This window comes from Marichromatium sp. AB31 (genome assembly GCF_003718685.1).
GTDB classification, from domain to species: Bacteria; Pseudomonadota; Gammaproteobacteria; order Chromatiales; family Chromatiaceae; genus Marichromatium; species Marichromatium gracile.
On sequence record NZ_RHFI01000009.1, the window covers coordinates 77,360 to 90,447 of the forward strand.

The 13,088-nt window shown below is 68.2% G+C and carries 11 protein-coding genes; 3 read left to right on the top strand and 8 right to left on the bottom strand.

Going from position 1 to position 13,088, the window contains the following annotated elements; translation table 11 throughout:
- From EBL84_RS08790 to EBL84_RS08805, 4 genes are all read right to left on the bottom strand, one after another.
- Positions 1-213 carry an entericidin A/B family lipoprotein gene (locus EBL84_RS08790; RefSeq protein WP_338086186.1) on the bottom strand — a complete coding sequence of 71 codons (213 nt, stop codon included), beginning with the start codon at positions 211-213 and terminating at the stop codon, positions 1-3.
- A 593-nt stretch (positions 214-806) separates the two neighbouring features.
- Positions 807-2,501 carry a diguanylate cyclase gene (locus tag EBL84_RS08795; RefSeq protein WP_123140529.1) on the bottom strand — a complete coding sequence of 565 codons (1,695 nt, stop codon included), beginning with the start codon at positions 2,499-2,501 and terminating at the stop codon, positions 807-809.
- 30 nt (positions 2,502-2,531) lie between these two features.
- Complete coding sequence (locus EBL84_RS08800; protein WP_123140479.1) at positions 2,532-2,906, bottom strand: response regulator; 375 nt, start codon at positions 2,904-2,906, stop codon at positions 2,532-2,534.
- Entirely contained in the window at positions 2,903-5,530 is a 2,628-nt protein-coding gene (locus EBL84_RS08805) for a CHASE domain-containing protein (protein WP_123140480.1), read from the bottom strand. The genes EBL84_RS08800 and EBL84_RS08805 overlap by 4 nt, the downstream gene beginning before the upstream one ends.
- A gap of 714 nt (positions 5,531-6,244) precedes the next feature.
- Here EBL84_RS08805 and EBL84_RS17560 point away from each other — a divergent pair.
- Positions 6,245-6,757 (top strand): IS1 family transposase, encoded by a 513-nt coding sequence (locus tag EBL84_RS17560; protein ID WP_223806985.1) that lies wholly within the window; start codon positions 6,245-6,247, stop codon positions 6,755-6,757.
- Here the strand turns inward: EBL84_RS17560 and EBL84_RS08820 are convergent.
- The 4 genes from EBL84_RS08820 to EBL84_RS08835 all read right to left on the bottom strand — a co-directional run bounded on the left by EBL84_RS08820 (position 6,720) and on the right by EBL84_RS08835 (position 10,614).
- Positions 6,720-8,945, bottom strand: a complete 2,226-nt coding sequence (locus EBL84_RS08820) for a copper-translocating P-type ATPase (RefSeq protein WP_123140481.1) — start codon at positions 8,943-8,945, stop codon at positions 6,720-6,722. The two genes, EBL84_RS17560 and EBL84_RS08820, sit on opposite strands and share 38 nt — an antisense overlap.
- A 20-nt stretch (positions 8,946-8,965) precedes the next feature.
- The gene (locus tag EBL84_RS08825; RefSeq protein WP_190287922.1) at positions 8,966-9,223 is read right to left on the bottom strand and encodes an SHOCT domain-containing protein; all 258 of its coding nucleotides are present in this window, start codon (positions 9,221-9,223) and stop codon (positions 8,966-8,968) included.
- A 222-nt stretch (positions 9,224-9,445) separates the two neighbouring features.
- Positions 9,446-9,736 carry a hypothetical protein gene (locus tag EBL84_RS08830; protein WP_123140482.1) on the bottom strand — a complete coding sequence of 97 codons (291 nt, stop codon included), beginning with the start codon at positions 9,734-9,736 and terminating at the stop codon, positions 9,446-9,448.
- 482 nt (positions 9,737-10,218) lie between these two features.
- Complete coding sequence (locus EBL84_RS08835; RefSeq protein ID WP_123140483.1) at positions 10,219-10,614, bottom strand: hypothetical protein; 396 nt, start codon at positions 10,612-10,614, stop codon at positions 10,219-10,221.
- Between the two features lie 275 nt (positions 10,615-10,889).
- Between EBL84_RS08835 and EBL84_RS08840 the strand changes: the two genes are divergently transcribed.
- Positions 10,890-11,567: a heavy metal response regulator transcription factor gene (locus EBL84_RS08840; protein ID WP_123140484.1), complete on the top strand. Its 678-nt coding sequence runs from the start codon at positions 10,890-10,892 to the stop codon at positions 11,565-11,567.
- Complete coding sequence (locus EBL84_RS08845) at positions 11,564-12,982, top strand: heavy metal sensor histidine kinase (protein ID WP_123140485.1); 1,419 nt, start codon at positions 11,564-11,566, stop codon at positions 12,980-12,982. Before EBL84_RS08840 ends, EBL84_RS08845 begins: the two co-directional genes overlap by 4 nt.
- Positions 12,983-13,088 lie beyond the last annotated feature (106 nt).

Sequence of the window (13,088 nt, forward strand, 5' to 3'; positions counted from 1 at the left end):
TCACATCTCTTTCTTGACGTCCCTGGCCGCATCGCTCACGGCATCACCGCCGCTTTGGATATCCTTGCCGGCGCCCTCGATGGTATTACAGCCGGGCAAGCCGACCAGCGCGATCAGAAGAATCAGTGCTACGAGCTTTTCCATCACCATCACCTCTTGTGTGTCTATGCCATCCGTTGGTGTTGAGCCACCGTCGGTCAATCCTGTTGCCATCGGTTTCCAAGGGGGCGGCGCAGGCCTATCGACGACCTTCAGGCATCGGTTTCTTGCGTCGCGGGTTGGGGCGTGTGCAAGTCACTCCGAGGGGACTCGGGGGCATCTGCGGGGTTGGTGTCTGCCAAGGATCGCAACCCGTGATGTGGACGCTATGCCGAATAGGCAGCTTCTTCAGTGCGTTAGCGAACTTAAGACGGTGTTTCGTCCGGTCTGAGCGTGTTCTCCTCGCAAAGCTCGGCAACCTCGGCGCGTAGCCGTCACAGCGCCATCTCCTCGGGTATCACCGCCTTGCCTGCGCTCGCCACCGGCTTGCCGGCCTGGCCTTGCTGCGCCCAGTTGCGCACCCTCTGCTCCACCAGGCCCATCTCGCGTGCGCCCCGACTACACCGGCTTGACCACCTGCTCCTTGCACTCCCGCGCGTATCTCCGCTGCGGGATCTTCTGCCGCGTGCTCTCCAAACGGGATGCGAAGGTACGCGACAGATTCAGCATGAAGCCGGCTCATGCCGCTCGATGGGCGCTGTTGTGAGCGTTGTCGCGTCGCTGAACCCTGAGGCTGATCGGGGCTATCGGTTTCAGGATTCGTGCCGTCAAAGAGGCGCCGCTAATTCTTTGTCTCCGTTGGCGCACACGACGCGATTGCGCCCGAGTCGCTTGGCCTGGTAGAGCGCCGCGTCGGCGGTTGAGGTCAATGCGATGCTGGAATAATGGTCGTCAAGCTCGGCGAGTCCGGCACTGAAGGTGCACTGAAAATGGCCGCTTGCGTTGGGCAGACGCAGCAGGGCGAATTGCTCGCGCAGGGCGTTCATGACCTTCTCGGCCGCGGCGATCGTGGTGTCGGGCATCAGCACCGAGAATTCCTCGCCGCCATAGCGGCCGATGACGTCGTGGCGTCGCAGACGTTTGCGCAACATCTGCGCCAGACTTCTGATGACCCGGTCGCCAACGGGATGACCATAGGTGTCGTTGACCTGTTTGAAATGATCGATGTCGAGTATGGCGAGCACAAGTGGAGCGTCGCTTCTGCTCGAGCGGGCGACCTCGGTCTCGAGATGCAGGTCGAAAGCGATGCGGTTCAGCAGTCCCGTCAGACTGTCCTGACGGATGAGCGCGGTGAGCGAGCGGAAGCGTGAGACACGCAGCTCGACCGCCCTCACCAGATCGACGTCCGGGATGGGCTTGGTGAGGAAGTCGTCGGCACCCGTCCCCATCGCGGACAGTTGCTGCTGGCGATCGGATTCGCCGGACAGAAAGACGATGGGGATGCCGGCATGGCGCTCCTCCTGCCGTACGACGCGTGCGGCCTCGATGCCATTGCAGTCGGGCATGTAGAGATCCAGCAGGATCAGCTCGGGCTCGAACGTGGCGATGCTGTCGAGCAATGCGCTCGGCTCGCTGATCGCGTATGCCAGCATGCCCGCGTCTCTGAGCACCGCCACGTAGTAGTCTCCCAGTGGCACCGAGTCGTCGAGGATCAGCACACGGTAGGGGTCGGAGGCGTGCGTGCAGGTCAGCTTGTCGAGCAGGTCGGCCAGACTATGGACGTCGATCGGTTTGGACAGACAGGCATCGGCGCCGCTGCGCACCGCGGCCAGGCGGCTGTCCCAGTTCCAGTGACTGGACACCATGATGAGTGGAGGCTCGGTGCCGGTCCGGTTTGGCGAGGTGCTGGATGGGGTTGCCGATACCCCCCCTTCGGGAAGGGGCGAGCAATCCGAGACGATCGCCCGAATCCGCTGCGTCTCCAACACCGCTCGAGCCCGTGCTAATGACTCGCACCAGATGACATCCCAGCCGTAGTAGCCAAGTTGCTCCACCAGGTCTTCGGCACTCGCCCGATCCTCTTCGATCAGCAGCAGACAGGAGGGGGCCTCCCCCCTGGTCTCCGCCGGGATCGGTTCGAGGCGTGCCGGCTCGACCGCTGCGGCGGTCTCGAGGGCCTCCGGGATCTGCAACGCATACCGTCTCAAGGCCTTGAGGCGGGCACCGATGCGCTCGAACAGCTCCAACCGGACGGATTCTTCTTCGCTCTGGTCGAGGCGCTCGAGCACGTCCTCGATCTCCCTGGCCTGGTCGCCGAGCCCGGGCTGCCCGAATGTCCCCGCGGTTCCGGCCAGGCTGTGCACCGGTCGGTGAAATGCCTCCAGGGCGGCCGGGCGGCCTGCTGTCTCAAGCACATGCGACCAGCCGCGCTCCAGTTCATCGATTCGTTCCGGAAGCTCCGCGAGGAAGCGCTCCCGCATTCGGCGCAGTCTCTCGCCACGGCTCGTCTGAGATGTCGACATGAGCGCCTCCATGATGGCTAAGAGATGGGGTCAGGCAGCCGAGTGCCCCAGGAGGGCGCGAATCTCATCGCCCAGGCGCATGGGGTCGAAAGGCTTGGAGATCACTCCGAGCGCCCCTGTCGCTGCGAGCTGCTCGCACTCTTTCGGTTGGACCTTGGCGGTCATGAAGATGACCGGGGTTTGGGCCAGATGGGGCAGCTGGCGCAGCCGTTGGAGCGTGGTCGGACCGTCCATGCCCGGCATCATGACGTCGAGCAGGATGAGGTCCGGCGCGAGTTCGGGCGCGCGGCTCAGCGCCTCGTCCCCGGATGCGCACTGGGTCAGCCGAAAATCCTCCTCCAGCGCGAACTCGGCGATCTGCCGGATATCGGACTCGTCCTCGATATGCAGGATGTGCAGTGTCATGGCGTGCTCCTGGGATTCGGATCGTCCTCGTTTGTCGGTGCGGGGCTATCCGCGCGGTCTTCGCTCCATTCGGGCAGATCGAAGTAGAAGGTCGTGCCCCCGCCTGCCCGAGAGGTATAGCCGATGCATCCATGGTGTCGCTCCAGGATCGCTTTGGTGATCGAGAGCCCCAGGCCGGTTCCGCCCTTTTCGCGGCTATCGGAGCTGTCGGCCTGGGCGAAGCGTTGGAAGATGTGATCCTTGAAGGACTCGGGAATGCCTGGGCCCTGGTCCTCGACCAAGGCGCGGAATCCTTGTGCGTGACGCCGCAGCCCGATCTGGACCTCCCCGCCTTGAGGCGAGTATTTGACCGCATTGGAGATGAGGTTGGCGAAGACCTGCAGCATGCGATTGTCGTCCGCCAGCACCGGGGCGCGCTCGAGCTCCACACGACCCGTAAGCTTCACCTGGAGCTGGCGGGCGTAGCCCTCGTTGGCCTCCAGTGCCTGGCGGGCGAGGGCGGCGAGATCGGTGGGGTGGAGATCGAAGTGCATGCGCCCGGAGGCGATCTTCTCGAGATCGAGGATGTCGTCGATGAGCAGGGTCAGGCGCGCGCTGTTGCGCTCGGCCATCTCGAGCATGGTGCGAACCTTCTCGGGCAGGGTCTCGGCGTAGCGACCGACCACCAGCCCGAGCGCGCCGCGGATGGAGGTGACGGGCGTGCGCAGCTCGTGACTGACGGTCGAGATCAGCTCGCTCTTCATGCGCTCGAGCTGCTTGCGCTCGGTGATGTCGCGGATCATGCCGATGAAGAAGGGCCGGCCGCCGCGCTCGATGCGCGAGACCGCCAGTTCCATGGGGAAGACGGTGCCGTCCTGGCGCCGCCCCTTGAGCTCGCGGGTGACGCCGATGACCCTTTTGTCACCGGTGCGCAGGTGGTGGCTCATGTAGCCGTCGTGGCCGCTGCGATAGGGCTCCGGCATCAGCATGCTGAGGTTGCCGCCCACCACCTCGGCGGCGGTATAGCCGAAGATGCGCTCGGCGGCCGGGTTGAAGGAGATCACCCTGCCGTCGGGACCGGCGGTGACGATGCCGTCGATCACATTGTCGAGGATGGCCTGGGTGTGCTGCGACTGGTCCCTGAGCGCCAACTCCGCCTGCCTGCGCGCGGTGATGTCGGTGAAGACCGCGTAGACCTGGTACACCGCGACGCCGGAGGCGTCCTGCCTGGGGTAGGCGTCGACCTGGACCCAGCGCCAGGGGGTGGCGCGGGCGTGACGGATCCCCATCACCACGCCGGTGACGGGTGCGCCGAGCCGCAAGGCCTGGATGACCGGGTAATCGATGCTGGAAAAGGCGCGCCCGTCCTCGCGAACGACCTGCCAGAGCGAGTCGATCGAGGTGAGCTCGCGCATCTGCTCCAGGGCGGCGCCGAGGATGCGCTGGGCGGCTGGATTGGCATCCAGGATGCGGCCCTCGGCGTCGTGGATGACCACACCCTGGCCCAGGTGCAGGAAGACCGAGCGGAAGCGCTCCTCGGACTCCTGGCGCCGCGCCGTCATCTCCTCGGCCAGTGCCAGCGCCTGAGCGCGGCGGTCCAGCAGCAGCCGGGTCACGGCGAACAGGGCCAGACTGATGCCGATACCCAGTCCCAGCACCAGCCAGATGGTCGCCATATCGGTCTCGGCGGCAAAGCCCGGCCGGCTGTAGAGGTTCAGGGTCCAGGTGCGGCCGTAGGCCTGAATCCGCTGCAGGCCGGTGTGGCTCGGGTTCGGGTTCGGCTCCGGGTCGTGCTGCTCGACGGAGTCGTACATGAGGGCGTCCGGATCGGTGCCCTCGCCATCGTAGATCCTGAAGTCGATCGCCAGGCTGCGCTTGCCGAGGATCCCGGCCATGAGGTCGTCGACCCGATAGGGGCTGTAGACGAAACCCCGCAGCGCCGCCCAGCGCTCCGCCGCCGTGTCGAGGGGCAGACCGGGCCGATAGATGGGGACGTACATGAGGAATCCGGCCTGTTCCTTGCCGTGAGTCTCCTGCACCAGCCGGACCTTGCCCGAGATGGTGGTGGCGTCGGTGTCGACGGCCGCCTGCATGGCCGCGCGGCGGATCTCCTGCGAGAACATGTCGTAGCCGAAGGCCGCCAGGTTGCGCCCGGAGAAGGGCTCCAGATAGACGATGGCGGTATAGAGCGCACGCTCGCCGGGCGGCTTGAGCCGATAGTCCGGGAAGCCCTCGGCGCGCACGGCGGCGACATGGGCGGCCAGCTGGTCGGGTCGGACGAGCTGGCTGTAGCCGACGCCGAGGATGCCGGGATAGTTCTCCGTCAGGCGCAGGCGCTCCACATAGGTATGCCATTCCTGGCGAGAGACCGTCTCGCTGGCGTCGAAGAGTCCGGCGCCGCCGAGCAGGATCTGCTCGTGGTCGTGCAGACGCTCGTCGATCGCCTCGCGGATCTCTTGGCTAAGCAGATCGAACTGCCGGTCGGCGATCAGCTGGCGCTGCTCGATCAGCCCCTGCCAGGCCAGCAGGACCGGCAGCAGCGCCGCCAGCAGCACGATCCAGGCGAGATAGCGACGGCTGTTCGTGCTCCTGGGCCGCGCGGACCGGGCGAGGCGCTTCGGGGAGGGGTGGGTTCTGTCTCGCATCCTGATGTCCGCACGTTCCGATGATCCGTTCCAGACGAACAGCGCTTTGCTGTCTTCGGGCCAGGACGCCATCCCGTCGGATTGGCTCCCGGGGCCGCGCTCCATCAGCACGAAATGCCGATGGAAGGCGCCGATCGCAAGAGACGGCCGTTACGTCTCGACGATGAAAGATACCTGTCACCGTGGTTGTCGGTGAGGCGATGAAGCTCTGCTCTGCAAGGTGATGTCTATCCCGGCGCTATGTCTCCCCGCCCCGAACAGCGGGGGATTTTGTGCGCCATTGCTCGCATGCCTGGCGCAGCAGCTGGAAGCTTGTCTCGGCGACGTTCGGCAGCTCGAGCAGGCTGGATGCGAGCGCCTCGCGATCCTTCTCCTTGGCGGCCCTTTCGATTTCCTGCGCCAGTCGTTGGCCGCAGTGCGCCAAAGCTTCCTGCGCCGGCGAGAGCGTCGTGGAGAGTCGGTGCGGGCGGTGCGAGGCGTCCTCGACGTCACTTGTGCACCGTCAGGGGCGAGAGGTTGTAGCGCTCAGCCAAGACCATGGTCGGCAACGTCGAGGTCTGCAGCTCACGACGAATCGCCGGGGTGGTGCAGGCGGATGTCCCTCGACGATCAGGCTCCCGGGCTGTGGACTGTTGCGCGAGCGGTGGCTGCTTCGTGAAGCAGAAGCTCAAGCACCTCGCGGGCTCGGAACAATGGATAGCTTCGACGGGGAATATGATCACACGGGACGTAACAGCTAAAAAAACACCACACCCTCGCGGAGTGATCCTGGAGTGCGACGAGCTGTGGTCCCTTGTCGGAAAACGTCTGAACAAACAGTGGATCTGGCTCGCCATGGATCGCCCGACTCGGCGTATCGTCGGGGTCCATGTTGGCGATCGTACAGAGCGCTCCGCACAGGCTCTGTGGGATTCCATCCCGACGCAATATCAGACTTCCGCTCCCGTCTACCCCGATTTCTGGGACACCTATGCGCGGATCATCCCTGCACGCCGGCATTGTCCCAGTGCGAAGTCCCAAGGGGAGGCCGGACAAGCGCCGCGCTGGAACACCCCGCCTGTCACACGGGGCCCGTTCCAACAGGAAGCGGGAGAGGCGGCCCGGTCGCCCAGGTCGGGCCGAGCGCCCGATGCGCCTGCCCCGCGGCAATCGCGCCAATCCCGGCGCATGTCTCAGCTCCCTGCGCATGTCACAGCCGCTCCCGGCTCAGCCGCAGCGCGTTGGTGATCACCGACACCGAGCTGAAGCTCATGGCGGCCGCGGCGATCATCGGCGAGAGCAGCAGCCCGAAGAACGGATAGAGCGCGCCGGCGGCGATCGGCACGCCGAGGCCGTTGTAGCCGAAGGCGAACATCAGGTTCTGGCGGATGTTGCGCAGGGTGGCGTGCGAGAGTTGGCGGGCGCGGGCGATGCCGCGCAGATCGCCCTTGACCAGGGTGATGCCGGCGCTCTCCATGGCGACGTCGGTGCCGGTGCCCATGGCGAGGCCGACCTGGGCCTGGGCCAGCGCCGGGGCGTCGTTGATGCCGTCCCCGGCCATGGCCACGATCCGCCCCTCGGCCTGTAGCTCCTTGACGATCGCGCCCTTGCGTTCGGGCCGCACACCGGCCTCGAAGCGTGCGATGCCGAGCTGCTCGGCGACCGCTGTGGCGGTGGCCCGGTGGTCGCCGGTGAGCATGATCACCTCGACGCCCTCGGCGGCCAGTACCGCGAGCGCCTCGGGGGTGGTCGACTTGATCGGGTCGGCCACGCCGAGCAGACCGACCGCGCGGCCGTCGAGCGCCACCAGCATCACCGTCTGCCCCTGTCCGCGCCGCGTCTCGGCCGCTTCCCGGAGCGGACGTCCGTCGATGCCCAGCCCCTCGAGCAGTGCCGCGGTGCCCACCGCCACCATACGTCCCGCGACCCGGCCGGTGACGCCCTGGCCGGTGTGGGAGGCGAAGTCCTCCGGCGGTTCGAGCGTGAGTTCGCGCGTCTGGGCGCCGCGCACGATGGCGGCGGCCAGCGGATGTTCGCTCGCCTGCTCCAGACTGGCGGCCAGGCGCAGCAGCTCCGCCTCATCGAATCCGTCCGTGGCCTCGACCGAGACCAGACTCGGGCGCCCCTCGGTGAGGGTGCCGGTCTTGTCGATCACCAGGGTGTCGACCTTGCTCATCAGTTCGAGCGCCTCGGCGTTCTTGACCAGGATGCCGAGCCCCGCGCCGCGTCCGGTGGCGACCATGATGGAGATGGGCGTGGCCAGTCCCAGGGCGCAGGGGCAGGCGATGATGAGCACCGCCACCGCGTTGACCACGGCATGGGCCAGACGCGGCTCCGGTCCCCACAGCGACCAGACGCCGAAGGTGATCAGCGCGACCAGTACCACCGCCGGCACGAACCCGCTCGCGACCCGGTCGGCCAGTCCCTGGATGGGCGCGCGCGAGCGTTGCGCCTCGCTGACCAGCGCGACGATCCGCGCCAGCAGGGTGTCGCCGCCAACCTGCTCGGCGCGCATCACCAGGGCGCCGGTCTCGTTGAGCGTGGCGCCGATCAGCCGGTCGCCGGCCTGCTTGGGCACGGGGACGGGCTCGCCGGAGATCATCGACTCGTCGACCCGGCTGCTGCCCTCCAGCACCACCCCATCGACCGGGATCTTCTCGCCGGGGCGCACCCGCAGCCGGTCGTCTCGGGCGATCCGATCCAGGGGGACGTCCTCCTCGGTCCCGTCCGGGCGAATCAGGCGGGCGGTCTTGGGCGCCAGACCGAGCAGGAGTTTGATGGCGTCGTTGGTGCGTGAGCGCGCGCGCAGCTCCAGCACCTGTCCCAGCAGTACCAGGGTGGTGATGACCGCGGCGGCCTCGAAATAGACCGCGACCGTGCCGTCGGCGCGGCGCATGAGCGCGGGAAAGAGCTCGGGCAGCAGCAGTGCGATCAGGCTGTAGGACCAGGCGACGCTGACGCCGAGCCCGATCAGGGTGAACATGTTGAGATTCCAGGTCACGAGCGAGCGCCAGCCCCGCGCCAGCAGCGGCCAGCCGCCCCAGAGCACCACGGGCGTGGCGAGGAACAGCTCGATCCACTGCACCTGGCGCATGGTGACGCCGGCGGGGAGCCACTGCGGCGCCAGGTCGGCGAGCATGGCCAGCACGAAGAGCGGCAGGGCGAGGGCCGTGCTCACCCAGAACCGCCGGGTCATGTCGGTGAGCTCGGGGTTGGCCGTCTCCCCGGGCGCGGCGGTGCTCGGCTCCAGCGCCATGCCGCACTTGGGACAGTCCCCGGGGTGGTCCTGAACCACCTCGGGGTGCATCGGGCAGACGTATCGGGTGTGGGCGGGCGGCGCCCCGACGGACTCCAGCGCCATGCCGCACTTGGGGCAGTCTCCGGGGTGGTCCTGGACCACCTCGGGGTGCATCGGGCAGGTGAAGGTCTGGCTCATTCGATTCCCCCGTGTCGAGTTCAGTGATCCGCGCCGGTCATGCGCGTGTCCCGAGTCAGCTGCTTGCGCTTGCGCCCGTATTCCTCGGCATCGATCTCGCCGCGGGCGAAACGCGCGTCGAGGATCTCGCGGGCGCTGCGCTCACCGCGGTTCGTGGCCGGTCCCCGTCCCGAGAGGCCCCGCACCAGCCAGACGATCCCCAGGATCAGCAAGCCCCAGAACAGGACCATGCCCAGCCCGTGAATCCCGGCGCCCGCGCCAAATCCGCTGCCTATCATGGTGATCTCCTCCGTTTCGAGTGGTGTCGCGGAGCGACGACCGGACGATGGCCGCCCGCTCCAGTCGGTGTGTGACGGCGCGCCGCCACCGGCCTTCGCCTGATTCGCCCATCGCCCCGGGCACGCTGTGCCGGAGTGGGTGTGACCAGAAGTGGGGCGGTCGCAGGGGCCGCGGGCACGGCGCGGGGGCAGGGAGCCGCACGCCTCGACGGCCAGCCAACCTCAGGGCGCGATGTCGGGGCTGGAGAGGCCCTGATAGGCGTCGAACGATGCCCTTTCGGCCCGCGCCGAGGCATCCGCCCGCTGCGGCACCGGGGAGATGTCCGGGCTGGACATTCCCTGGTGGAAGTCGAAGGGCGCCTGGTCCGATCCGGCCCGGGCGGTCTGGACCACCGGCTGGGGATGTCCGACCTCGAGGTCCGGGTTGCCGGTGCCGAAGGCGCCATAGCTGTGGCCGGCGGATGCCTGGCCGGCGAGGAGCGCGAGCGTGAGTGCGGTCAGTTGAGTCTTCATCGGGTTTAGCCCCTTGCGATTGCAGACGAGATGAACAGGTGTCCCGGATGTCCCGTGATGGCCGATGGCCCAGGGTCAACGTCCTGTCGTTGGGGAACAGTCTGCCGCTCGGTCGCAAACGCGCGGATGACGCGAGCATGACAAGGTTGTCATCGAGCCGCCGCGGGGCGGGGCGCGAGGATCGCTGCGGGAAACCGGCGGCGCGCCGGTTGCGCCTGCGCGCGGGTGCCTGTCGCGCGGGCGGGGCCCGTCATCGGTGTGGGGCCGGGGCGGGTGTGCGGTCGACTGGTGGGGAAGGGGCGTGTTGCTCGGGGCCGGGGTGTCAGGATGAGCCGTGCCCGCCGGGCACGGCGTGGTCACGCGGACATCGTTCCGCCCGAGCCCGACCCCGTGCATCGGGCCGGGCGCGAGCGCCGGGTCGCTCGGCGCGACTCAGTGCCGCCGGGCGACTGGACGCGGTATCGCCTCCGCCCGCGCGGCGATCACTCGGAGGCGCCCGCTCCCGCGTGGTCGTGAGGTCCCCGTCCGGCGCCGGATGGTCCCATGTCGCCCGACATGCCGCCCGACACCATGTCCATGTGGCCGCGCTTCTGCACCATGTTGCATCCGCTCATGGCGGTCGACATCTGGTCCATGTTGGCCTGCATGTCGTGCATCTGTTGCTGCATCAGCGCCATCCGCTTGCCGGGGTCCTGGGTGGCGCGGATCGTCTGCATCCGTTCCTGCATCGCCGTCATTCGTTGCATCATGGCGGGCATCTGCGCGGCGGGCGCGGCGCTCGCCGCCGGCGCGCTCGCCTCGGCCGCGGCAAGTCCGGGCAGCATCAGGACGGTGGTCAGCGCGAGGCCAGTGGGGGTGATACATCGGAATGCGTTCATCGGTCTCTCCCGAGGTCTCATAGGATGGAAGCCGAGCGGTGCGCGGTCTGTCGTCCGGGCCGCGGCGCCGTCTCGTCGTGCGGGGCTCGCCCCGGACATGACCGGCGTCCCTGATCGAGCGGCCAGTCATCGTCGTCTCAGAGTCTTGGACGCGACCCTGCACAACGCCATGACAGGAGGATGACAAGGCTGTCATCGAGCCTTGGACGCATCCGGACGGACCCCGCCGCGTGCCCGCAACGGCCCGCGGCGCCGCGTCACAGATCGGAGAGACGATGAAGATTTTGATTGTCGAGGACGAGCCGAAGACCGGGAGCTACTTGCGTCAGGGCCTCGGAGAGGCCGGCTACGTGGTGGATCTGGTCGACAACGGCTTCGATGGGCTCCACCAGGCCGAGAGCGGCGAGTACGATCTCGTCGTGCTGGACGTGATGCTGCCCGGTCTCGATGGCTGGCAGGTGCTCCAGGGGCTGCGTCGCGGCCATCCGCATCTCGCCGTGCTCTTCCTGACCGCGCGCGATCAGGTCGAGGATCGCGTCAAGGGGCTCGAGCTGGGCGCCGACGACTATCTGGTCAAGCCCTTCGCCTTCGCCGAGCTGCTCGCCCGCGTGCGCACCCTGCTGCGCCGCGGCCGCGCGCCGAGCGAGCCGTCCGTGCTGCGGGCCGCCGATCTGGAGGTCGATCTGCTGCGTCGCCGGGTGACGCGCGCGGGGCAGCGCATCGAGCTCACGGCCAAGGAGTATGCCCTGCTCGAGCTCTTCCTGCGCCGCCGTGGCGAGGTGCTGCCGCGCTCGCTGATCGCCTCGTCGGTGTGGGACATGAACTTCGACAGCGACACCAACGTCGTCGACGTGGCGGTGCGCCGACTGCGCCTGAAGATCGACAACGACTTCGAGCCGCGTCTCATCCAGACCGTCCGCGGCATGGGCTACGTCCTGGACGTGCCGGCGTGAGGACCCCGTCGCTGACCGTCCGGCTGAGCCTGCTGTTCGCGCTCTCGACCACGGCGCTGCTGGTCGGGCTCGGGTGGACGCTGGAGCGGGCGGTCGCGGCGCACTTCCGCGCCCTCGATCGCGAGGATCTCTCGGGCAAGCTCGCGCTGGTGGAACGCCTGCTGGGCACCACGGAGACGAGGTCCGCCCTGAAGAAACGGCTCGAGGACATCGTCATCGGCCACCCCGACATGGTGCTGTGGGTGCGCACGGCCGAGGGTGAGCTGATCTTCGCGCGTCGCGCCGGCCTGTTGCCGAGCAACACTTTCGAGCCGGGCGAGGCCGCGCCGCCGTCGCGCGCGGCGGGCGACCCGCCGCGCTGGCTCCAGTGGCGGCGCGGTCCGTACGGCTTTCGCGGGGTGCTCGTCGAGTTGCCGCTGGGGCCGCGGGGAGGCGAGTCGGCATGGGTGGCCATGGGCATCGATATCGGCCATCACCAGCGCTTCATGGCGAGTCTGCGCCATGTCCTGGGACTCTCCGTCGCGCTCACCGCTGTCGCCGCCGCCGGGCTCGGCTGGGGAGCGGTGCGCATGGGTCTGCGTCCGCTGCGGCGCGTGACCTCGCACGTCGCCACGCTCGACGCGAGCCGTCTCGACGCGCGTCTGCCCGAGGCCGGCGTGCCGGTCGAGATCAAGGTCCTGGTGGATGACTTCAATAACATGCTGGCGCGTCTCGAAGAGAGCTTCCGGCGCCTGTCGGACTTTTCCGCGGACGTCGCCCACGAGCTGCGCACGCCCCTCTCCAACCTGACGCTGCAGACCCAGGTGGCGCTCGGCGCCGTGCGCGAGCCCGAGCAGTATCGCGAGATTCTCTATTCGAGCCTGGAGGAATACGAGCGGCTCGCGCGCATGATCAACGACATGCTGTTCCTCGCCCAGGCCGACCACGGGCTGCTGCGGCCGGGGACGACGGTCGTCGATCTGGCCGATGAGGCGCGCGCGCTGTTCGAGTACTTCGAGGCCTGGGCGGAGGAGCGCGGGGTCGGTCTGGAGTTGGCCGGCGAGGCGCAGACGTGCGGCGACCCCTCGATGTTGCGCCGCGCGCTCAGCAATCTGCTGACCAATGCCATTGGCCATACCGAGGCGGGCCGCTCGGTGCGGATCGAGCTGGGGCACGAGCGCGCCGCGGTCTGTGTCAGGGTGGAGAATCCCGGTCCGGACATCCCCCCGGAGCAGCTCTCGCGCCTGTTCGACCGCTTCTATCGCGCCGATCCGGCGCGCACCCGCCACAGCGAGGGCGGCGGCCTGGGGCTGGCCATCGTCAGGTCCATCGCGCAGGCGCACGGCGGCACCGCGCGCGCATCCTCACAGGGCGGGCTGACCCGCTTCGAGTTGCGCCTCGGGCGTGCCGATCGTGAGACGTCCGCGGGCACCTGAGCCGCCGCGCCCTGGACGCGGGCGTGCCCACCCGCTGCGGACGCCGCCGGATCGTGGCCCCCATCTTTGATCGTCAGGCCGCGTCGATCCTCGGGCGGCATGCGCG